Genomic DNA, 21745 nt, shown 5'->3' with positions numbered 1-21745 from the left:
GACACACCGGAAGGCATCCATGAGAACCATCTGGACCAGAGACGCTCTTGCTTCCTTGCTTCTGGCAGCAGGGCTCATCGGCATCGCGTTCATCGGCCTTGCCTTTGGTCATGCACTGAAGGCGGGCGACATGGCTTTGATGACCGAGCACTCGTTGTTCGGTCCAGGCGTTGAATGCCTGTCCTCCAGCGTGATCATCAGCCTGCTCCTGGTCGGCCTTGTCGCTCGAAACGACAAGGACTGACGTCGCTCGCGCACGGCACGTGCTGTCTGCCCGTTGAGGCCGCCGGGGCTAAGTGTTTTCACCGTATTATTTAGTTCGATGGTCGAACTAAGCTGCGCCACCGTCGCGCTGGATGCACCGGTGACGGCCATCGATCTCCCACGACGCTCGGACCCGACGGAGACAACCGGCCGAGCGAACCCACAACGAAAGGTCCGTTCATGAAGCCCTTGATATCGTTGGCTCTCAGCCTGCTCGCGCTGTGCGGGGGGCAGGCCGCACATGCGCAGAGTTGCGGCAGCGGCGGCGGCGCGACCGTCTGCCTCACCGCGACGGGCAGCAACAACAACACCACGCTGAGCTGGACGGTCACCGGATCGATCAGCAAGGTGCAGGTGTACCGCGACACCGACAGCAGCCCGACGGGCCGCGGCCGCATCGCGCAGATCAGCAGCGGCGTCACCAGCTACGTCGACAGCAGCGCGGCGACCGGCACCCACTACTGGTACTGGGTCAAGTTCAACGTCGGCAATACCTCGTACAACTCGAATGCCGCCGACGCGACCCGCGTCGTTGTTGCGCTGCAGGGCGGCGGCGGCACGCCCGGCACGCCGGGCACGATGCGCAGCATGACGAGCCTGCAGCTCGCGCCGTCGCTGGCCCCGGGCTGGAACCTGGGCAACTCGCTGGAGGCGATCGGCGGCGAGACCAACTGGGGCAATCCGCCGGTGACGCAGGCGCTGCTCTACGCGGTCAAGGCCACCGGCTTCAACTCGGTGCGCATCCCGCTGTCGTGGAAGCAGTACGCCGACTCCAACGACAACATCCGCGCCGACTGGATGGCCCGCGTGACCGAGGTGGTGAACTACTGCCGCACCGCCGGCCTGGTCGCCATCATCAACATCCACTGGGACGGCGGCTGGATGCAGCCGAACTATGCAACCCAGGCGGTCGCGAATGCCCGCATCACGAAGTTCTGGACGCAGATCGCCAACAACTTCAAGAACTACGACGACACGCTGCTCTTCGCGGCGCTCAACGAAGTGATGGTCGACGGCGACTACAACAGGCCGCCCTTCGAGTACTACACGGTGCACAACGGCTTCAACCAGACCTTCGTGAGCGCCGTGCGCGCCACCGGCGGCAACAACGCGGTGCGCCACCTGGTCGTGCAGGGCTACAACACCAACATCGACTACACCTACGACTACTTCGCGGTGCCGAACGACAGCGTCGCCAACCGCCAGATGGTGGAGGTGCATTACTACGGTCCGTTCGACTTCACGATCAACACGGCCAACGACAACATCTGGCAGTGGGGCAACATCGCCACCGATCCGGCGGCCACCCAGACCTGGGCCAACGAAGCCTACGTCGACGCGCAGCTCGGCAAGATGAAGCAGCGCTTCACCGACGGCCTCGGCATGCCGGTGTACGTGGGTGAATACGGCGCGGTGGCACGGTTGAACGTCGACAGCAGCCAGCGCTATCGCACCTATTGGGACCAGTACGTCACCAGTGCCGCCCGCCAGCGCGGGATGGTACCGGTGTACTGGGACAACGGCTACCTCAGCGACCACGCGATGGGGCTGTTCAACCGCTCGACCGGACAGCAGGGCTGGCCCAACCTGATCAGCACGATCGTCAACGCACGATGAGCACTCTGTCCCGACGAACCTTCCTGAGCGCTGCCGCCGCGGCCGCGGCGCTGCCGCGCGCCCATGCAGCGCCCGCGCCCTTCACCCCAACCTGGGCCTCGCTGACCGACGGCTACCGCGCGCCAGACTGGTTCCGCGACGCCAAGTTCGGCATCTGGGCCCACTGGAGCGCGCAATGCGTGCCCGAAATGGGCGACTGGTACGCGCGCAACATGTACCGCCAGGGCAACTGGCAGTACGAGCACCACCTGAAGACCTACGGTCACCCGACGAAGGTCGGCTTCATGGAGATGCAGAACCGCTGGAAGGTCGACGCCTGGGAGCCCGAGGCGCTGATGGACCTCTACGAGAAGGCCGGCGCCAAATACTTCGTCGCGCTTGCGAACCATCACGACAACTTCGACGCCTACGACTCGAAGTACCACGCGTGGAACTCGGTGCGGGTGGGCCCCAAGCGCGACCTCGTCGGCACCTGGGCCAAGGTGGCGCGCGCCAAGGGCCTGCGCTTTGGCGTCAGCAACCATTCGGCGCACGCCTGGCACTGGTTCCAGACCGCCTACGGCTACGACCCCGAAGGCCCGCTGGCCGCCCAGCGCTACGACGCGTACCGGCTCACCAAGGCCGACGGCAAGGGAACCTGGTGGGAGGGCTTGGATCCGCAGGACCTTTACACCGGCCGCAACATGGTGATGCCCGACGGCATCACCACCATCCGCACTGCCAACGAGTGGCACGACGCGAACACCGGCGCCTGGGACGAGAAGCCGCCGGCGGGCAACCCGGCGTTCGTGCGCCAGTGGTTCCTGCGAGCGCGTGACCTGATCGACAGCTACAAGCCCGACCTCGTGTACTTCGACGACACCGGGCTGCCGCTTGGCCAGGCCGGTCTGGACATCACGGCCCACTACTACAACGCCAGCATGGCGTGGCACGGCGGCGAGCTGGAGGCAGTGGTCAACGGCAAGATCATTCCGCCCGAGCACCGCGCGGGCCTGGTAGAGGACGTCGAACGCGGGCAGCGCGACAGCATCGAGCCGCTGCCGTGGCAGACCTGCACCTGCATCGGCGACTGGCACTACAACCGCGGCGTCTTCGACAACCACGCGTACAAGTCGGCCGCGAGCGTGATCCACCGCCTGGCCGACATCGTCTCGAAGAACGGCAACCTGCTGCTGTCGATTCCGGTGCGCGGCAACGGTGCCATCGATGCCGACGAGCGCAAGTTCCTCGACACGATGGCCGACTGGATGGGCCGCAACGGCGAGGCGATCCACGGCACGCGGCCGTGGCGCAGCTTCGGCGAAGGGCCCACGCGCGTAGGCAACGGTGGCTTCAGCGAGGACAAGGCGCAATCGTTCACCGCCGAGGACATCCGCTTCACCGCCAAGGCCGGCGCGCTGTATGCGATCGCGCTCGGCTGGCCGAAGAGCGGCGTGCTGCACATCGGCGCGCTGGCGCAGGACTCGGCGTTGGCCCCGGGTGGGATCGAGCGCGTCGAGGTGCTGGGAGCTAGCGACAGCCTGCCGTTCACGCGCAGCCGAAAGGGCCTGGAGGTGCGACTGCCCGAGGGCCTCGCGGGCGCGCCTGCCGTCGCCCTGAAGATCCGCGGCAACGGGTTGGCCTGAACGATGAAGCTTCGAACGACGGCGCTGCTGGCGCTCGCCGCGCTGTGCGGCGCACCGAGCTTCGCGGGGCAGCACGCGATCGCATCGCCGCAGGGCCGCGCCGTCATCCGCATCGATGACGACGCCAGCCGCTTCTCGGTCGAGTGGCGCGGCAAGACCGTCGTCGCCCCTTCGCCGCTCGGGCTCGAGCTCGACGGGGCGCCCGCGTTCGGTGCCCTGGCGCTCGAGCGCCGCGAGGACGTGACCGTCGACCGCAGGATCCCGCTGGTTGCCACCAAGGCCTCGAGCGCGCGCGACCACTACCAGGGCGCGACGCTGAGGTTCCGCGAGAAAGACGCGCCCTCGCGCCATCTCGTCATCGAGGTGCGCGCCTACGACGACGGCGTCGCGTTTCGCTACCGCATCGACGATGCGGCGCCGGTGCACCTGAACGGCGAGCGCACGGCCTTCGTGCTGCCCGGCGACCCGATCTGTCTTGCGAGCAAGCGCGACGGGGCGCACGAGGCGAACTTCGAGCGGCTGCATGTCTCGCAGCTGTCCACCGAGCTGCTCTACGACGTACCGCTGGTATGCACCGCGCCGACAGGGAGCGCGACGTTCGCGATCACGCAGGCGCACCTCGAGGGCTACACCGGTGTCTCGCTGCGCCGCGACGGCGATGCGCTGCGCGTGGGCCTGTCGTCCGTGCCGAACCAGCCGGGGCCGGCCTATGTATCGTCGAGCGGACTGCGCACCGCATGGCGCGTCGTGATGCTGGCCGATCGCGCCGGCGACCTGATCGAGTCGCATCTGGTCGGCAACCTCAACCCGGCGCCGAATGTGGGGGAGTACGGCGACTTCCGCTGGGTCGAGCCGGGCAAGGCCGCTTGGGACTGGTGGTCGGGCCCGCTCGAAGGCGTGAAGCCGGACATCGCGACCTACCGTCGATTCATCGACTTCGCCGCGGCCTCCGGTTTTCGCTACTCGCTGATCGACGCCGGCTGGTCCCTGGGCGCCGGCCCCTGCTGCGAGGCACGGCCCGACACCGACATCACGCGCGCCGCCGAAGGCATAGCCATGCCGGCGCTGGTTCGCTACGCCGCCGACAAGGGCGTGGGCCTGCTGCTGTGGGTGCACTGGGAGCATCTCGCTCCGCGCATGGACGAGGTGCTCGACACCTACGCGCGCTGGGGCATCAAGGGCATCAAGGTCGACTTCATGAACCGCGACGACCAGGAGATGGTGGCGTTCTACCAGCGCGTTGCCGAGGCCACCGCGAAACGCCACCTGCTGCTGGATCTGCACGGCGCCTACGTGCCGGCCGGGCTGCAGCGCAGCTATCCCAACTTCATCACCCAGGAAGGCGTGCTGGGCGCCGAGTGGAACAAGATGGACAAGCGCGTCACGCCGCAGCACAACCTGATGCTGCCGTACACGCGCATGCTGGCCGGGCCGATGGACTACACGCCGGGCGGTTTTCACAACGGCACGCCTTACACCTTCGAGGTGCGCGCCGTGCTGCCGCAGACGCAGACCACGCGCGGCCAGGCGCTGGCGATGTACGTGGTCTACGACAGCCCGCTGCAGATGGTGTCCGACGACCCCGACGCCTACCATGGCGAGCCCGGCTTCGACTTCATCCGCCGCGTGCCGACGGCGTGGGACGAGACGCGCTTTCTTGCCGGCGAGCCGGGGCGCGACATCGTGCTCGCGAGGCGCCACGGTCGCAGCTGGTACCTGGGGGCGATGACCGCCGACGAGGCGCGCTCCGAGCGCGTGCCGCTCGGCTTCCTGCCGCCGGGGCGCTGGCGTGCCACGGTCTGGCAGGACGGCGACACGCCGCGCGAGCTGCGGCGCAGCGTGCGCATCGTGACCCGTGCCGACGTGCTGACGCTGCGCCTGGCGGCCGCTGGCGGCGCTGCCGTGATTCTGGAGCCTGCGCCTTGAACGGAACGACCAGGTTTCTCGGCCTCGCGACATTGGCGTTCGCCGCGTTGAGTCCTGTGGCCGCCCACGCGCAAAGCGCCGATGGCCGCACCGACTGGCCGGGCGCAGGCCAACTCTTTGTCGGCACGAACTACCAGCCGTTCGACCGCACGCGCGAGCAGATCCCGCGCGACATCGAACGCATGAAGCAGGCCGGCATGAAGGTCGTGCGCATGGGCGACCTGGCCTGGGACGCGTTCGAGCCGGCCGAAGGCAAATTCGACTTCAAGACCTTCGACTGGATCATGGACCAGATGCACGCCGCGGGCCTGAAGGTCCTCATGGACATCCCGGGCCAGCCGGCCCCGATCTGGCTGCACAAGAAGTACCCGGGCGTCGACATCGTCAACGAGCACGGCATCCGGCTCGACCCGGTCGAGCGCTACATGGACAACACCAGCGACCCGAACTACCGGCGTCTGCTGGTGCGCCTGGCCGACACGATGACCAGGCGCTACGCCAGGCATCCGGCGCTGTTCGCCATCGGCTACAACAACGAGAGCGGCAACGGCATGGTGTCGTACTCGGAAGCCGACCGGCTGCGCTTCATCGGCTGGCTGAAGAAGAAGTACGGCAGCGTGGACGCGCTCAACAAGGCCTGGGCCTCGCAGCGCTGGTCGCGTCACATGAACACCTGGGACGAGGTGCGCCTGCCCTACATCGACGGCCCGGGGCCCTATGAGCGATATCTCGACATGCGACGCTTCTGGTCGGAGCAGACCATCGAAGTGCTCGACTCGCTGGAGGCCGTGCGCAGGAAGAACGTGCCCGACAAGCCCGCCATCTCCAACCTCTGGGACAGCGCCGGGCGCAAGGGCTTCGACTACCTGGCCAGCTACCGCCGCTACGTGAGCTACGGCGCGATGGGCTTCTACCCGGGCGACCCGGTCAGCGCCGGCTTCGAGTCGACGATGATGCGCGCCGGCATGAACTCGCCGATCTGGTTCAACGAGTTCACGGCTGGCGGCCCGGGCAGCTACGGCAGCAAGGGATGGTCGCGCATGTGGGCCCACTTCGGGCTGCTGATGGGCGCCCAGGCGGTGATGCCCTGGACCTGGCATAGCCACCACGGCGGCGAGGAGCAGGCGCTGTTCGGGCTGATCGACCATGACGACCGCGCCTCGTGGAAGCTCGACGAGTTCGCCACCATCGCGACCGAGTTCGCCACGCTCGAGAAGCTGGGCTTCCCGCGCCTGCAGCAGCCCAAGGTCGCGATCGCTTATGCGTTCGACAACATCATCGCGACCAACCTGCCGAAGGAAGGCATCTCCAACACGGTGCGGCCCTACGTGAAGCCCGGCACCATGAAGCAGGCGCACAACGCCTACGAGCCGCTGTTCAAGGACAACATCGACGTCTCGGTCATCCATATCGGCCACGAGGACCTGGGCCGCTACTGGCTGGTCGTCGTGCCTGGCATGTACCTGCTGGACGCTGCCTCCACTGCCAATCTGCGCAAGTTCGTTGCCGAAGGCGGCACGGTCATCATGACCGCGCAGTCGGCCAAGGTGAACGACCACAACCAGTGGCACGACACGCCGCTGCCCGGTGGCCTGACCGATGTGTTCGGCTTGCGCACCAACGCTTTCTACGACGCGGGCACGCTGCAGACCACCATCGCGGACGAAGAGGTCAGGGCCGACCTCGGCCGCTTCGAGGTGCTGGAGCCCTCCACCGCCGAGGTGCTGGCGCGCTTCAGCAACGTCGACGGGCAGACGCCTGCGATCACCGTCAACAAGTTCGGCAAGGGCAGGGCGATCTACGTCGCCGCGGCGGCACACCCGCAGCTGATGGGGCCGCTGTACCGGCAGCTCTATGCGAGCCTGGGGCTGGAGCCCGGCCCGAAGACGCCCGAAGGCGTGGCAGCGCGTGTCGTGAACGGGCGCACGCTGTATGTCAACACCACCGGCGACGTCAAGGACGTGGCCATCGACGGCACGATGTCCGGCGTGCTGAGCGGCAAGCGCTGGAGCGGCACGCTGCGGCTGGAGCCGCGGGGTGTCGAGCTTCTCGAACGGTGAACAACTCATTCCCTTCCACCGCATTGGCCCATGAGCTCTGCGCCCTCCACTGGCAACTCGCCTGAAGAACCCGGCCGCCGCGGCTTCGTGCGCGCCATGGTGGGCGGCGGCCTGGCCGCCGTGGCCGGCATGCCCGCGGCCGGCGCCGCCGGCGTATCCGCCACGGCCCCCGGCACGGCCGAGCCGGGGCTGCCCTTCCACGTCTGGGCACCCGCCCCGCCGATGGGCTGGAACAGCTGGGACGCCTTCGGCGCCAGCGTCACCGAGGCCGAGTACCTGGACAACGCGCGCATCCTCGCCGAGCAGTTCCTGCCCTTCGGGTACGACATCGCCACCGTCGACATCCAGTGGTACGAGGCAGGTGCCAAGTCGTCGTGGTATCGGCCCTTCGCGCCGCTGGTGCTCGACGCCCATGGCCGCCCGCAGCCCGCGCCCAACCGCTTCCCCAGCGCCGCCGGCGGCCGCGGCTTCGCGCCGCTGGCCGCGCAGGTGCACCGCCTGGGCTTGCGCTTCGGTGTGCACCTGATGCGCGGCATCCCGCGCCAGGCGGTGGGGCTGGAGCTGCCCATCGCCGACAGCCAATGGCGCTGCCATGAAGTGGCCAACCCGGGCTCGACCTGCGCCTGGAACACCGACATGTGCGGCGTCAACCCGGACCACGCTGGCGCCTTCGACTGGTACCGCGCCTGGTTCGCGCAGCTTGCGCAATGGGGCGTGGACTTCGTCAAGGTCGACGACATCGCTGCGCCCGCCTACCACGCGCGTGAGGTCGAGCTGATCCGGCGCGCGATCGATGCCACCGGTCGGCCCATGGTGCTGAGCCTGTCGCCCGGCCCGTCGCAACCGGAGCATGCCGCGCACCTGCAGGCGCACGCCAACCAATGGCGCGTGTGCAATGACTTCTGGGACACCTGGCCACAGCTGCGCGACAACCTCGTGAACCTGGTGAAGTGGGCACCTCATGCGCGTCCCGGCGCCTGGCCCGATGCCGACATGCTGCCGGTGGGCAAGATCGGACTGCGCAACTTCGACGGCGGCGGATCCGGCGAGCGCGACACCCGATTCACGCGCGACGAACAGGTGCTGATGCTCACGGCCTGGACCTGCGCGCGCAGCCCGCTGATCCTGGGCAACGACCTGCGCCGGCTCGACGACTGGACGCTGCGCCTGGTCACCAACCCCGAGGTGCTCGCGCTACTGCGCGTGCCCGGCACGCGTGAATGGCATAGCACGGCGCAGGGCCACCGCTTCGTCTGCAACGGCCCGCAAGGCACCTGGGCGGCGTGGTTGAACACCGGCGAAGCGCCGTGGAACGCGCCTCTGCCCGCCTGGCTGCCCGACGCGCGCCGCGACTGCTCGGCGCGCGCCGACCTGCCCGCCGGCACCCGCAACCTCACCGTCGCGCCGCACGGTGCTCGGCTGGTGCGCTGCGGCGCGGCGCCCCTCGGCGAGAAGGGCAAGGCCTGATGAGCCTGGAAGGCCGTTGATATGAAACGCCGTGACTTCTTCAGCCTCGTGGCCTGCACCTTGGCAAATGGGCTTGCGCCGCTTGATGCCAGAGCCGCGCAACCCTATCGCGGCATGTTGCGGGTGATGGCGATTCCCAAGGAGAACGCGCATGCACGGTAGGCGTCGCTTCATCGCATCGGCAGGACTGGCCTTCGCCTTCCCCGGTCTGGCACACGCCAAGGTGCTGGCCACCGAGCGCGAAGGCCGCAAGGACCTGTCGCTGTGGTACGACCAGCCCGCCGGGCCCTGGATCGAGGCGCTGCCGGTCGGCAACGGCCGCCTGGGGGCCATGGTGTTCGGCCGCCCCGCGCAGGAGCGCCTGCAGTTCAACATCGACACGCTGTACGGCGGCGGCCCCTACGTGCCGGACAACCCCGGGTTCCGGGAGGCGTTGCCCAGGGTGCGCGAGCTGATCGACCAGGAACGCTGGAAGGAAGCGAACGATCTCGTCTCCGAGGCCCTGATGGGCCAGCCGATCAAGCAGATGCCTTTCGGCGCCGCCGGTGACCTGCTGCTGGACTTTCCCGGCCTCGCGGGCGCCGCGGACTACCGCCGCAGCCTCTACCTCGACAGCGCGGTCGCCGCCACCACCTTCGGCGATGGCAAAGCGCGCCACCGGCGCGAGGTGTTCAGCAGCGTGCCCGACCAGGTCGTGGTGATCCGCCTGGAGGCCCGGCACGGCACGATCGACCTCGACCTGTCGTACCGCCACCCCGACCGCCCCGAGTACGGCGCGCCGAGCTACGACGCCAACGGCGCGGTGTTCATCGGCGCCGCGTGGGACCACCGCGAGCCGCTGCGGGCCGACAAGCGCCCGCCGTCGCTCGCCATCCGCGCCGACGGCCGCGACGCGCTGCTGGTCGAAGGGCGCAACATCGACGCCTTCGGCATCGCCGGCGTGCTGCGCTATGCGCTGCGCGTGCGCGCGGTGGGCGACGGCCGCATCGAGGCCGAAGGCGAGCACCTGCGCGTGCGCGGGGCCCGCCGGCTGATGCTGGTCGTCGCCGGCGAGACCAGCTACGTGAACTTCCAGGACACCAGCGGCGATCCGGTGGCCGCGGTACGCGCGCGCACCGACGCCGCCGCGCGCAAACCCTGGCCGAAGCTGCGCGCCGATCACCTGCAGGCGCACCGCGCGCTGTTCCGCCGCCTGCACATCGACCTGGGCGGCCACGAGGCCGACGACCGGCCGACCCACCAGCGCATCGCCGCCGTGCCCCGGCAGCCCGATGCGGCGCTCGCCGCGCTGTACGTGCAGTACGCACGCTACCTGCTGCTGTCGTCGTCGCGGCCGGGCAGCCAACCGGCGAACCTGCAGGGCCTGTGGAACGAAGGCGTGCACCCGCCCTGGGAGGGCAAGTACACGATCAACATCAACACCCAGATGAACTACTGGCCCGCCGGGCCGGCCAACCTGGGCGAGTGCGTCGAGCCGCTGCTGAAGATGGTGGAGGAGCTGGCCGTCAACGGCGCGCGCACCGCGCGCAACAGCTATGGCGCGCGGGGCTGGGTGGCGCACCACAACACCGACCTGTGGCGCGCCGCGGCACCGATCGACGGGGCGCTGTGGGGCATGTGGCCAACCGGTGGCGCCTGGCTGTGCACCACGCTCTGGGACCACTACCAGTACCACCCCAGCCCCGCGCTGCTGCGCCGCCTGGCGCCGCTGTTCAGCGGCGCGTCGCTGTTCTTCCTCGACACGCTGGTCGAAGACTCGAAGGGCCGGGGCCGGGTCACCTCGCCTTCGCTCTCGCCCGAGAACGAGCACCACCCGAAGGTCGCGCTGTGCGCCGGGCCGGCGATGGACAGCCAGATCCTGCGCGACCTGTTCGACGCCACGCTCGAAGCGCAGGCGCTACTGGGTGAGCGCGACCCCGCGTTCACCGAGGCGCTGCGCAAGGTGCGTGCGCGCCTGCCGGCCGACCGCATCGGCGCACAAGGCCAGCTGCAGGAGTGGCTGGAAGACTGGGACGCCGGCGCATCCGAGCAGCAGCACCGCCACGTCTCGCACTTGTACGCCGTCTACCCCAGCGGCCAGATCAACGTGCGCGACACCCCCAAGCTGGCGCAGGCCGCGCGCGTCACGCTCAATGTGCGCGGCGACGAGAGCACCGGCTGGGCCACCGCCTGGCGCCTGGCGCTGTGGGCCCGGCTGGGTGACGGCGAGCGGGCCTACCGCATCCTGCAGGGGCTGCTGGGGCCACGGCGTACCTACCCGAACATGTTCGACGCGCACCCGCCGTTCCAGATCGACGGCAACTTCGGCGGCGCGGCCGGCATCCTGGAGATGATCGTGCAGTCGTGGGGTGGGGAGGTCCACCTGCTGCCGGCGCTGCCAGCGGCCTGGCCGCGCGGCGAAGTGCGCGGCGTGCGCGTGCGCGATGGCATCGAGCTCGATCTCGCCTGGGCCCACGGGCGCCCGACGCGGCTGCGCCTGCGCGGCCGGCCGAAGCAAGACGTGAAGCTGCGCCACCGCGACCGGCTGATCCCCCTGAAGCTCGACGCTGCAGGCCGTGCAAGCATCGTCGAGTTCGGCGCCGGCGCATGACTGCTGCCGTCGTCGCCCGATCGACATCGGCGGCAACCAGTTGACCGCGAGGAGCAGCGCATGGCCGTCCCGTTCAATCGCATCGTCATCGTCGGCGGCGGCACCGCCGGCTGGATGGCCGCGGCCGCCATCGCGACCGCGCTGCGTGGCCGCAGCACGGTGGAGGTCGTCGAGTCGGTGGAGATCGGCATCGTTGGCGTCGGCGAGGCCACCTTCCCGTCGATTCGCGCCTACAACAAGATCGTCGGCATCGACGAAGCCGAGTTCGTGCGCGCGACCAACGGCACCTACAAGCTCGGCATCCAGTTCTGCGACTGGCGCGTCAAGGGCGAGCATTACTTCCACACCTTCGGTGATTTCGGTCAGCTCGGCGGCCCGCACGCGCTTTGGGGCCAGTACCGCCGGCTCGTCGATGCGGCGCCGGGCGGCTTCGGCGAGCAGTGCCTCCCCACGGTGATGGCGATGCAGGGCCGCTTCGTCGCCGCCAGCAAGGAGGCGCCTTTCGACTACGCCTACCACTTCGATGCCGCGCTCTATGCCGGCTTCCTGCGCGATCTCGCGTTGAAGCGCGGCGCACGGCGCACCGAAGGGCGCATCGTCGAGGTACACCGGCGGTCCGACGGCGGCGTGGCCAGCGTCAAGCTGGCCGACGGCCGCGAGCTGGCCGCCGACCTCTTCGTCGACTGCTCCGGCTTCGCCTCGCTGCTGCTGGGCAAGACTCTGGACGAGCCCTTCATCGACTTCAGCCGCTGGCTGCCGGTGGACCGCGCCTGGGCCTGCCCCTGTGAGCGCACCGGCAGCGAGCTCACCCCTTACACGCGCGCCACTGCACTCGAAGGCGGCTGGGCCTGGCGCATCCCATTGCGCAGCCGCACCGGCCACGGTCACGTATTCAGCACGCGCTACATCGACGAGGAACGCGCCCGCGAGCAGCTGATGCAGCAGCTGGACGGCGCGCCGTTGGCCGAGCCGAGGCTGCTGCGCTTCACCACCGGCCACCGGGCGCGCTTCTGGGTGCACAACGTGGTGGCGCTTGGCCTGGCGTCGGGCTTCCTGGAGCCGCTGGAGTCGACGAGCATCTTCCTGATCCAGAGCGGGCTGAGCCGGCTGATGACGATGCTCACTTCGGGGCGGCCGATAGTCGACGACAGCGTCGCCCAGTACAACACCGGCGCGGTGCGCCAGTTCGCGCGCATCCGCGACTTCATCGTGCTGCACTACTGCCTCACCGCACGGCGCGACAGCGCACTGTGGCGCGACATGGCGACGATGGAGCTGCCCGAGACGCTGGCGTTCAAGATCGAAGCGTGGCGCCGGCTGGGTGTGCTGCACCAGTACGACGAAGAAGGCTTCGACGCCACCAGCTGGCTCGCCATTCACGCCGGCATGGGCCACTGGCCGGAACGCGCCGACCCGGTGCTGAAGGAGCTGCCGCGCGATGAAGCGCTGCAGGCGCTGCAACGGCGTCGCGAGGCAATCGCCGCCACGGTGGGCCGGCTGCCCACGCATCACGACTACCTGAAGGCGATGCTCGCGTGAGACTTGCGCCGAGCCGGCGCAGGTAGGTGTTTATACGGCTTTATTTAGTTCATCGATAGAATAAAAGTCCAGGACAAAGAACAAGGAGAAACGTCTTGCCTATCCAGGCCGCAGGGAATCAACAGCAGCTCAAAAACATCAACCGCATGGCCTTGGTGCGCCACCTGTGCGCCAACCCCGGCCTGTCGCGCGTGGACCTCGCCTTGGCCGTCGGATTGCAGAAGTCCACGGTGAGCATGCTCGTGCGTGAGCTGCTGGAGGAAGGGTGGCTGGTCGAGCGCGACGTCGTTGCCACGGGCGACCTCGGCCGACGGCCGACCCCCTTGTTCATCGATCCCACGCGCCTGCTGTTGTTGGGCGCCGAGGTCGGCATCGACTCGATCCGCGTCGTGGCCACGTCGCTCACCGGAGAGGTGCTGACGACGGGCGTGGCGAACCACGGATCGACCAAGACTGCCAAGGCCTGCGTCTCCAACCTGGCCGCGGGGCTGTTGAAACTGCTCAAGCAGCTGGACAAGTCCCAGCACCAGATCATCGGCATCGGGGTCGGCGTGCCCGGCGGTGTCGACGAGGTGAGCGGCTTCCTGCACTTCGCGCCGAACCTGGGCTGGCGGAACGTTTCGCTCGGCGCCGCGCTCGGCGAGAAGCTCAACGGCACGGCGCTGGCCGGTGTGCCGCTGTTCCTGCAGAACGAGGCCGACGTCGCCGCGCTGGGCGAGATGGAATTCAACTCTTCGCAGGCCGGGGACCCGCTGCTCTACGTCAGCATCAACCAGGGCGTGGGCGCCGGGGTGATCGTCGGCGAGCGGCTTCTCACGGGCAACCGCGGCTTTGCCGGTGAAGTGGGCCACATGGTGCTGCAGCTCAACGGGCCGCAATGCTCGTGCGGCCGGCGCGGCTGCGCCGAGGCGCTGATCGGCCCACGCGCCATGCTGCGTCCCGAGCAGCACGAGCAGACACTGGTCGATATCCAGCGCCGCCTGGCCGAGGGCGACGCCGACACGATCCGCGCGGTCAAGAAGGCCGGCAGCTACCTCGGCGTCTTGCTTCAGAATCTGGCGGCCGCCTACGACCCAGGCTGCATCGTGCTCGGCGGGGCGGTCGTCGACCTGGGCGAGACATTCCTCGACCCCGCGCTGAAGACGCTCAACGACTACGCCATCGCGGCCAACCTCGCCCCGCCCACGGTGCAGACATCGCGCTTCGGTGTCGATGCGGTCGCCGTCGGTGCGGCCGCGCTGGCCCGCTATCGCCTGACCCGTCCGTAACTTCGCGAACACTGGGCAGCCCAAGTGGAATTCGATCTTCTTGCCATCTTGGGTGACGTGTTCGCCAAGCATGGGGCGGCGGCCCCCGCGGTCGCCCGAACCTACGCGCCGGGCGACTTCAGCGTTCACTTCTTTCTGCAACTGGGCATCATCATGCTGGCCTGCCGCGTCGTCGGCTGGGCCGGCCGCAAGTTCCTCGGTCAGCCGCAGGTCGTCGGCGAAATGATCGCCGGCGTTATCCTCGGCCCTTCGCTGCTCGGGCTGTTCTACCCGCAGCTGCAGGCCACTATCTTCCCGAAGGAGATGCGCAGCGTCCTCTACTCCGGCGCGCAGCTCGGCGTAGGTCTGTACATGTTTCTCGTCGGCACCACGCTGCGGCTGGACCACTTCGCCACCAAGGCAAAGAGCGCCATCAGCGTGTCGGTGTCCGGCATCGCGGCTCCGTTCTTCATCGCCTTCCTGATCACGCCCATCCTGCTGACCATCCCCGGGCTGTTCGCCGAAGGCATCTCGACGGCCAACGCAACGCTCTTCATGGGCGCTTGCATCGCGCTGACGGCTTTCCCGATGCTGGCCCGGATCATCAACGAGCAAGGCCTGGCCAATACGCCGCTCGGCACCCTGACGCTGACGGCTGGCGCCTTCGACGATGCGGCTTCCTGGTGCGTGCTGGCCCTTGTGCTCGCTGCTTTCGGCGCTGGCCCTGGCGTGGCGGTGCTGGCCATCGGCGGCGGCGTCCTCTGGGCTGCCTTCGTCATGCTGTTCGGCCGCAAGCTGCTGGCGCCGCTGGGCCGCATGGTCGAACGTGACGGCCACATGAGCAACACCGTGCTTGGCATCACGCTGATCTGCTTCTGCGCGTCGGCCTTCATCATGGAGGCCGTCGGCATCCACGCCATCTTCGGCGGCTTCATCCTCGGCGCCGTCATGCCGCGCGGGCTGTTCGCCGCCGAGCTGAAGAAGAAGGTCGAGCCGATCACGGTGATCCTGCTGCTGCCGATGTTCTTCACCTACTCTGGCCTGAACACGCGCCTGGACATGATCAATTCGGGCCAGTTGCTGCTGATCGCGGCCGGCGTGCTGGTGGCCTCGGTACTGGCCAAGTTCGGCGCCTGCTACCTGGCTGCGCGCATGGCAGGCGAAGACAACCGCACCGCCTTGGGCATCGGCGCGCTGATGAACTCTCGCGGCCTGATGGAGCTCATCATCATCAACATCGGCCTGCAGAAGGGCATCATCGGCCCGGCCTTGTTCTCGATGCTGGTGCTTATGGCGGTGGTGACGACCATGATGGCGACTCCGCTGTTCGAACTCTTCTACGGCCGCAAGGCGCGCAAGTCGGGCGAGCTGGCTGCCACCCCGGGCACGCCGGCCGGCAACGCGGCCTGAGGCCTCACTGGGGAAATGGCGCAGGGTTTGCCAAGTAGGCCTGGAACAGGCGCGCGAACTGTCCGCCATCTGTCGTGATGTTCGCCGACGTGCTCCCGCCGCCACTGAACACGATCGCAAACACACCGATGTCGGTGTACCGCGTCGGGTTTGTGAGCATGTAGTGGACACGGTTGTCCCGGTAGTGGCCTGGACTGCCACCGGGAGTTGCCGAGGGCACTCCCATCGGCGTTTGCCAGAACAACATCGGCAGATTGCCGACAAGGCTTCGCACGGTGCTCCACTGGGCAAGGCTCTGACTGAAGTTGGGTGTCGCGACGTTGCTCTCGTCCCAGTAGAACGGTCCATTGCCGCGCCCCGCACACTCAGGCACTGGCGATGCGACTTCAAAGCAACCGGCATCACGATCGCTCGTCTGCGCCACGATGAAGTCGGCCTTGTCTGCACCGAGTTTCGCCATGAAGTTGCCGACAGTGGTCGCATCTCTTCCAAAGAAGGACGGCGGAAACCCGATCTTCGCCTTGGGCGCGTAGGTGCGCCCGAGCGTCAGCAGGCATCCCGCAACGCCGGCGGCGCTATCCGGTTGGCTCGCGCATTCCGCCGTCGTGCTCGCGCGTGCCGGCAACTTCGCAGGGTCGCCGCCGGGTGCTGTTGCCAGGACGTAACCCCAGAAGTCCGGTTCGAGGTTGACCAGCGTGGGTTGGCCCGTCGCGCCGATCTTCTGGTACATCGACTTGACTTGTGCCCAGTAGCTGGCCATGAACGTCGCGTCGTTGTGACCGGCACTGAAGGGCTTCAAGGACGCCTTGCTGGGGAACTGAGCTTTGAAGCATCTAAGCATCACAGTCTCGACGCAAGCAACGCGTGGACTCAATCGGTCGGCATGACGTCATCCTGAACGCGCAGGAGACCTTTCACTTGCGGCCAGCCTCGCGACTCGGGAGCGAGTCGATCACATAGCCGACGCCGCGCACGGTGCGGATGTAGCCCTGTCCGATCTTGCGGCGCAGGTTGGAGATGTGGACGTCCAGCACGTTGCTCTCGTTGGCGATCCCACTGGGCAGAACCTGCTCTTCCAGCGCGCGGCGCGTGAGCACGCGGTCGGGACGTTTCAGCATGGCCGTCAGCAGCCGGTACTCGCTGCGCGACAGGCCCACCGTGTGGCCTTCGACGATGACGCATTGCGGCGATTCGTGAACGCGCAGCCCGCGAAGCTCGGTGGTCGCGCTGTCGGAATTGGCGCTGCGCCGGGCCAGGGCACGCAGTCGCGACACCAGCTCGGCCAGCGCGAAAGGCTTGACAAGGTAGTCGTCGGCGCCGCCGTCCAGGCCACGCAGCCGGTCATCCAGGCTGTCGCGAGCGGTCAGGATGAGCACTGGCAGGCTGTGCCCATCGTGTCGCAACGAACTCAGCAGCGACAAACCGTCGCCATCGGGCAAACCGAGGTCGAGCACCATGAGGTCACAGTCACCGGCTGCGACGGCACGTGCCGCGTCTTCCATGCGCCGCACCCATACCACGCTCATGCCCTGGTCGCCGAGCGCAATGCGCACGCCGTTGCCCAGGGTCATGTCGTCTTCGACAAGCAGCACGTTCATGACGCGGTTCGATGTGGGTCGGATGGGCTGGGCGATGCGCCCGCCAGGAAGTCGAGAACCGCGCGGTTGACCTCTGCGGCCTTGACCAGCGTCAGATCATGGCCCGCGCCGGCGATCAGTTCGTGCGTGATGCGCGGGGCAACGGTCTTGAGCCGTTCCAGTGCCCGCAAGGGCGCACAGATTTTTTCGTTCTCGCCGACCAGATAGAGCACAGGCACTGCCAACTCTTGCAGCTGTTCATCCGTCATGACCGTCGGTGGCACCATCGTGCGCGGCGCGAGGCAACGCAACGTGGTCCAGGCCTCGCTGACGATTTCGTCGAAGTTGGGCCGCTCCGAGGCCGGGCGTTGCGCAAGGTCATGCAGCAACCAATGCAAAAAGCTGCGCGTGAAATAGCGCAGCGGAATCGCACATGCCACCGCCCGCGCGACCCACTCGGATGACAACGGGAGCACGACACCGGCGGGCGCGATCATGACGAGCCTGTGCAGCCGTTGTGGGCGCGCCAGCGCGTATTGCGCTGCCAGCCAGCCGCCATACGACAGGCCGACCAGATTCACGTTCGTGGTGAGCCCAAGCCGGTCGAACAAGCCGTCGAGCCACGCCAGGTGGTCGCTCAGGCCCGCGATCGGGCGAGTGCCGACGCTGCGGCCGCCATCCTGAACATGGTCCACCGCATACACACGGTGGCCGCGCGCGAGTGCCGCGACGTTGGGTATCCACGCCAGCGAGTTGCTGCTGATGCCGTGCAGCAGCACCATGGGCGGCGCGCCGGCGGAGCCACTCACACGCACGAACGTCTCGCCGAACACGCCGGGCACGCGGATCGTCTCGCAAGGCACCGGCCAATCGCGTGCTCTCGTGTCGTAGAGCGACAGGTAGCGCGCCTTGGCTTCCTCGGAACGAAACGGGTGATACGGCGGCAGGCCGGCCCGCACCGGCGCGTCCGGGTTGCCGGCTGCCGGCATGGGTGTGTCTTGAGTCGGCGGTTCGCCGCCCCACGCCAAGCCGCCGAAGCCGCGCCGCGGCGGGTCGGTCGGCTTGACCATCTGATACTTGACCGGCAGCTGCGGTCTGGGGCGCAGATCGGGAGCCGGCGAAAACATGGAAAACGCGGTCAGGAAGATCGCCGCCATGGCTTGGCGTCGAGCGGCCTGGCGCAACTTGCCTTTCCTGTCGGCGTGGCTGGTGGTCTCTTGTTGCGTCATGTCGACGACGGCGAAGTGGAATGCGACGCAGGGCCGGCGAGCGTGTCGTCGAACATCAGCGGCAATGCGACTGTCACGCGCAGCCCCCGACCGGACGCCCCCGTTGCGAGAGACACCGTCCCCCGGTGCTGCTCGGCGGCCGCCTTCACGATCGCCAGACCCAGGCCGCTGCCGCTTTGCGTCTGCCCCGGGCTACGGTAGAAGCGGTCGAAGACACGCGAGTGCAAGGCAGGCGCAATTCCCGGCCCCTCATCAATCACGGTGAGGACGGCTTGCTCTTCCTTGGACTTGACGCAGACCAACACCGTGCCGTTCGATGGCGAGTACTTGATCGCGTTCTCGACCACGTTGTCGATCATCGACGCCAGGCTCTCCATATCGCCGGTCACCATCACTGGATGCGTCGCGTCGAGCCGCAACTCGATATTGCGTGGCCGGGGCAGGGACGATAGTGTTGCCAGGCACTCGGCGACCAGATTGTCCAGACGCACAGGCCGCCATGCGCGGGTGTCTTCGACCGCATCAGTGCGCATGAGCTGCAGCAGCTGGCCCACAAGCCGTGCCGCGCGGTCGCCGCTTTGCACCATGCCGTCGAGCAACTCGCTGGCGCCCGGATCCATCACGCGGCGCTGCAGCGCTTCGACGTTGACCCGCATGGCTGACAGCGGCGTACGCAGTTCGTGAGCTGCGTCGGCAATGAATCGTCTCTCGCGCTGCGCGCCTTCGCGCACTCGCTCCAGCAGCGCGTTGACCGAATGCACCAGCGGACGCAGCTCCTGCTGCCTGGGTCCGAACGAGAGCGGCGCCAGGTCGCTCGGACCGCGCGCGGCGATCTCTTCGCTGAGCTTGCGCCACGGCTGCAGCACGACCCGCGCCGCCAGCCATGCCGGTATCAAAAGCAGCATCGCGCTGATGACGATCGGCACGATGACCAGGCCACCATCGAGCATGTGGCGCGAATGCCCTGGCTCGCTGGCGACCGGCTGCATCCACAGCAGCATCGCGCCCCATAGCTGCAGCAACAGCACCATTTGCGCCACGATCAGGCGGCGCATGACTGAAGGCCGGGCGAGGTGCCGCCACCACGACGGGGTTCGAGTCATCATCTGAGGTCAACCGGGGTGCGCATGTAGGGCTTCATGAGTAGCGATTGAACCGCCAATCTCCGGCTCGAAGATGAAGAAAGCCTGAAGAACGGTTCAGGTAGACGCTGTGCCGCCTCGACGAATGACCGCAAGGTGACCGAGACCGTGAGTAGCGGCCTCGGCGGCCATCGACAGCAAGCGCTGCTGCGCAACTGCCGCACAGCGAGTCAAGGCCGAGCGGAAGTTCGCGGCCCCAGCCTGCCTCGGCGCGCGCTGCCAGTAGCTGGCTTGAGCCGCTCCGCCAAATGGCAGATTTGCGAGCCGCTCGGCCGGCACGCGGCCCAAAAAGAGAGGGCCCGCTCACTGGCGGGCCCTCTACGGTACTGGTGCCGGTGAGAAGAGTCGAACTCCCGACCTTCGCATTACGAATGCGCTGCTCTACCAACTGAGCTACACCGGCGAAACCAGGGATTATAGCGATCTGCGACGCACGCTCCGGCAAGTTCCTCGCGGGCGGTTTGGATGCAGACTCGGCGCCGGCCGATTCACATGAGGACAGTTCGATGCGACGGACGGAACAGCAGCGCTCTCACTGGAGAAAGAACCTCGGGATGACCGGGGTGCTTCTGGCGATCTGGTTCTTCGTGACCTTCGTGCTGAGCTTCTTCGCCCGCGATCTGAACTTCTCGCTGTTCGGCTGGCCGTTCAGCTTCTGGGTCGCCGCGCAGGGCGCGCTCATCGTGTATTGCGTGATCGTCTGGTTCTACGCGCGCCGCATGAACAAGCTCGACGTCGAGCACGGCGTCCAGGAGGATCCACAGCCGTGACGGCGCCTACCTCAGCTCGAATGCGGCCAGCTTCTTCGCAACCGGCGTGTTCTTCAGCGTCACGTACACCGGCAGTCCGGCCTTGTACTTCGGGTAGTCCTCGCCCTGGATCAGCGGCGTCAGGTAGCGCCGGCACTTGTCGGTGATGCCGTAGCCGTCCTTCGTGATGAAGTCGCGCGGCATGAACTTCTCGACGTTCGCGACCTTCGCCAGCGGTGCGACGCCGATCCGGTACTTGTAGGGCGTGTCGGAGACGCGCTCGATCGTCGGCATCACCGCGTTGTGGCCCTTCAGCGCGAGCTCGACCGCGCGCTTGCCGAGGTCGTAGGCCTGCTTGACGTCGGTCGCCGATGCGATGTGCCGGGCCGCGCGCTGCAGGTAATCGGCGACGGCCCAATGGAACTTGTGGCCGAGCGCGTTCTTGATCAGGTTCGCGACGACCGGCGCTGCGCCGCCGAGCTGCGCATGGCCGAACGCGTCGCGCGCGCCCTGTTCGGCGAGGAACGTGCCGTCCGCATGGTGGCAGCCCTCGGAGACGACGACGGTGCAGAAGCCATGTGCCTTCACGAGCTTGTCGACGCGCGCGAGGAACGCCTTCTCGTCGAACACGATCTCGGGGAACAGGATCACGACCGGGATGCCTTGCGCCTCGATCAGCCCGCCGGCCGCGGCGATCCAGCCGGCGTGCCGGCCCATCACCTCGACGACGAAGACCTTGGTCGAGGTCTTCGCCATCGAGCGCACGTCGAACGAGGCTTCGAGCGTCGAGACCGCGACGTACTTCGCGACCGAGCCGAAACCCGGGCAGCAATCGGTGATCGGAAGGTCGTTGTCGATCGTCTTCGGCACATGGATCGCCTGCAGCGGGTAGCCCAGCGCCTCGCTGAGCTGGCTGACCTTGAAGCAGGTGTCGGCCGAATCGCCGCCGCCGTTGTAGAAGAAGTAGCCGATGTCGTGCGCCCGGAAGACCTCGATCAGGCGCTCGTACTCGCGCCGGTGCGTCTCGAGCGACTTGAGCTTGTAGCGGCACGAGCCGAACGCGCCCGACGGCGTCGAGCGCAGCGCGGCGATCGCGGCGGCCGATTCCTTGGTCGTGTCGATCAGGTCCTCGGTCAGCGCGCCGATGATGCCGTTGCGGCCGGCGTAGACCTTGCCGATGCGGTCTTTGTGCGCCCGCGCCGTCTCGATCACGCCGCAGGCGGACGCGTTGATCACCGCGGTCACGCCGCCCGACTGTGCGTAGAACGCGTTCGTCTTCGTCTTGGCCATCAGGGTCGATCCT

17 protein-coding genes and 1 tRNA gene are annotated in these 21745 nt (G+C 67.7%); 12 read left to right on the top strand and 6 right to left on the bottom strand.

The annotated features are described in order from the left end of the window. Positions 1 to 19: 19 nt before the first annotated feature. The 11 genes from AC1DTW_RS05855 to AC1DTW_RS05805 all read left to right on the top strand — a co-directional run bounded on the left by AC1DTW_RS05855 (position 20) and on the right by AC1DTW_RS05805 (position 15745). Positions 20 to 244 (top strand): hypothetical protein, encoded by a 225-nt coding sequence (locus AC1DTW_RS05855; protein ID WP_477980088.1) that lies wholly within the window; start codon positions 20 to 22, stop codon positions 242 to 244. A 200-nt stretch (positions 245 to 444) separates the two neighbouring features. Continuing rightward, entirely contained in the window at positions 445 to 1881 is a 1437-nt protein-coding gene (locus tag AC1DTW_RS05850) for a glycoside hydrolase family 5 protein (RefSeq protein ID WP_477980087.1), read from the top strand. After that, complete coding sequence (locus tag AC1DTW_RS05845) at positions 1878 to 3506, top strand: alpha-L-fucosidase (RefSeq protein WP_477980086.1); 1629 nt, start codon at positions 1878 to 1880, stop codon at positions 3504 to 3506. The genes AC1DTW_RS05850 and AC1DTW_RS05845 overlap by 4 nt, the downstream gene beginning before the upstream one ends. A gap of 3 nt (positions 3507 to 3509) precedes the next feature. Next, positions 3510 to 5432, top strand: a complete 1923-nt coding sequence (locus tag AC1DTW_RS05840; protein ID WP_477980085.1) for a glycoside hydrolase family 97 protein — start codon at positions 3510 to 3512, stop codon at positions 5430 to 5432. Then, positions 5429 to 7492, top strand: coding sequence for a beta-galactosidase (locus tag AC1DTW_RS05835; protein WP_477980084.1), 2064 nt, complete (start codon positions 5429 to 5431; stop codon positions 7490 to 7492). The genes AC1DTW_RS05840 and AC1DTW_RS05835 overlap by 4 nt, the downstream gene beginning before the upstream one ends. 30 nt (positions 7493 to 7522) lie before the next feature. After that, entirely contained in the window at positions 7523 to 8959 is a 1437-nt protein-coding gene (locus AC1DTW_RS05830) for a glycoside hydrolase family 27 protein (RefSeq protein WP_477980083.1), read from the top strand. A gap of 21 nt (positions 8960 to 8980) precedes the next feature. Then, complete coding sequence (locus tag AC1DTW_RS05825; RefSeq protein ID WP_477980082.1) at positions 8981 to 9121, top strand: hypothetical protein; 141 nt, start codon at positions 8981 to 8983, stop codon at positions 9119 to 9121. Next, entirely contained in the window at positions 9111 to 11549 is a 2439-nt protein-coding gene (locus AC1DTW_RS05820; protein WP_477980081.1) for a glycoside hydrolase family 95 protein, read from the top strand. Before AC1DTW_RS05825 ends, AC1DTW_RS05820 begins: the two co-directional genes overlap by 11 nt. A gap of 60 nt (positions 11550 to 11609) precedes the next feature. Continuing rightward, on the top strand, positions 11610 to 13088 hold the full coding sequence (locus AC1DTW_RS05815) for a tryptophan halogenase family protein (protein WP_477980080.1): 1479 nt from the start codon (positions 11610 to 11612) through the stop codon (positions 13086 to 13088). Positions 13089 to 13183: 95 nt separating this feature from the next. Next, entirely contained in the window at positions 13184 to 14356 is a 1173-nt protein-coding gene (locus AC1DTW_RS05810; RefSeq protein ID WP_477980079.1) for an ROK family transcriptional regulator, read from the top strand. Between the two features lie 24 nt (positions 14357 to 14380). Further along, a complete protein-coding gene (locus AC1DTW_RS05805) occupies positions 14381 to 15745 on the top strand; it encodes a cation:proton antiporter (RefSeq protein WP_477980078.1) in 1365 nt (454 codons plus the stop codon). A gap of 4 nt (positions 15746 to 15749) precedes the next feature. On the opposite strand, the gene AC1DTW_RS05800 is transcribed toward AC1DTW_RS05805, so the two are convergent. The 5 genes from AC1DTW_RS05800 to AC1DTW_RS05780 all read right to left on the bottom strand — a co-directional run bounded on the left by AC1DTW_RS05800 (position 15750) and on the right by AC1DTW_RS05780 (position 20096). Then, positions 15750 to 16544, bottom strand: coding sequence for a hypothetical protein (locus tag AC1DTW_RS05800; protein ID WP_477980077.1), 795 nt, complete (start codon positions 16542 to 16544; stop codon positions 15750 to 15752). 115 nt (positions 16545 to 16659) lie between these two features. Continuing rightward, positions 16660 to 17343, bottom strand: a complete 684-nt coding sequence (locus AC1DTW_RS05795; RefSeq protein ID WP_477980076.1) for a response regulator — start codon at positions 17341 to 17343, stop codon at positions 16660 to 16662. Continuing rightward, positions 17340 to 18551 (bottom strand): alpha/beta fold hydrolase, encoded by a 1212-nt coding sequence (locus tag AC1DTW_RS05790; protein ID WP_477980075.1) that lies wholly within the window; start codon positions 18549 to 18551, stop codon positions 17340 to 17342. The genes AC1DTW_RS05795 and AC1DTW_RS05790 overlap by 4 nt, the downstream gene beginning before the upstream one ends. Further along, positions 18548 to 19606, bottom strand: a complete 1059-nt coding sequence (locus AC1DTW_RS05785) for a sensor histidine kinase (protein WP_477980074.1) — start codon at positions 19604 to 19606, stop codon at positions 18548 to 18550. Before AC1DTW_RS05785 ends, AC1DTW_RS05790 begins: the two co-directional genes overlap by 4 nt. 414 nt (positions 19607 to 20020) lie before the next feature. Next, a tRNA-Thr gene (locus AC1DTW_RS05780) sits at positions 20021 to 20096 on the bottom strand. A gap of 103 nt (positions 20097 to 20199) precedes the next feature. Between AC1DTW_RS05780 and AC1DTW_RS05775 the strand changes: the two genes are divergently transcribed. Continuing rightward, positions 20200 to 20463: a DUF4212 domain-containing protein gene (locus AC1DTW_RS05775; protein ID WP_477980073.1), complete on the top strand. Its 264-nt coding sequence runs from the start codon at positions 20200 to 20202 to the stop codon at positions 20461 to 20463. Positions 20464 to 20469: 6 nt separating this feature from the next. Here AC1DTW_RS05775 and AC1DTW_RS05770 read toward each other — a convergent pair whose 3' ends face one another. Beyond that, positions 20470 to 21732 carry a 6-phosphofructokinase gene (locus AC1DTW_RS05770; protein ID WP_477980072.1) on the bottom strand — a complete coding sequence of 421 codons (1263 nt, stop codon included), beginning with the start codon at positions 21730 to 21732 and terminating at the stop codon, positions 20470 to 20472. Positions 21733 to 21745 lie beyond the last annotated feature (13 nt).

The sequence above is a fragment of the Rhizobacter sp. P5_A1 genome, from assembly GCF_056400745.1.
This window is presented reverse-complemented; position numbering and strand designations above follow the sequence as displayed.

Bases quoted from the DNA above. Each gene is read 5' to 3' on its own strand.
- AC1DTW_RS05785 (WP_477980074.1), bottom strand. From the start codon at position 19,606: ATGCGCCGCCTGATCGTGGCGCAAATGGTGCTGTTGCTGCAGCTATGG.
- AC1DTW_RS05855 (WP_477980088.1), top strand. From the start codon at position 20: ATGAGAACCATCTGGACCAGAGACGCTCTTGCTTCCTTGCTTCTGGCA.
- AC1DTW_RS05815 (WP_477980080.1), top strand. From the start codon at position 11,610: ATGGCCGTCCCGTTCAATCGCATCGTCATCGTCGGCGGCGGCACCGCC.
- AC1DTW_RS05820 (WP_477980081.1), top strand. From the start codon at position 9,111: ATGCACGGTAGGCGTCGCTTCATCGCATCGGCAGGACTGGCCTTCGCC.
- AC1DTW_RS05770 (WP_477980072.1), bottom strand. From the start codon at position 21,732: ATGGCCAAGACGAAGACGAACGCGTTCTACGCACAGTCGGGCGGCGTG.
- AC1DTW_RS05850 (WP_477980087.1), top strand. From the start codon at position 445: ATGAAGCCCTTGATATCGTTGGCTCTCAGCCTGCTCGCGCTGTGCGGG.
- AC1DTW_RS05795 (WP_477980076.1), bottom strand. From the start codon at position 17,343: ATGAACGTGCTGCTTGTCGAAGACGACATGACCCTGGGCAACGGCGTG.
- AC1DTW_RS05775 (WP_477980073.1), top strand. From the start codon at position 20,200: ATGCGACGGACGGAACAGCAGCGCTCTCACTGGAGAAAGAACCTCGGG.
- AC1DTW_RS05825 (WP_477980082.1), top strand. From the start codon at position 8,981: ATGAAACGCCGTGACTTCTTCAGCCTCGTGGCCTGCACCTTGGCAAAT.
- AC1DTW_RS05790 (WP_477980075.1), bottom strand. From the start codon at position 18,551: ATGACGCAACAAGAGACCACCAGCCACGCCGACAGGAAAGGCAAGTTG.
- AC1DTW_RS05845 (WP_477980086.1), top strand. From the start codon at position 1,878: ATGAGCACTCTGTCCCGACGAACCTTCCTGAGCGCTGCCGCCGCGGCC.
- AC1DTW_RS05830 (WP_477980083.1), top strand. From the start codon at position 7,523: ATGAGCTCTGCGCCCTCCACTGGCAACTCGCCTGAAGAACCCGGCCGC.
- AC1DTW_RS05840 (WP_477980085.1), top strand. From the start codon at position 3,510: ATGAAGCTTCGAACGACGGCGCTGCTGGCGCTCGCCGCGCTGTGCGGC.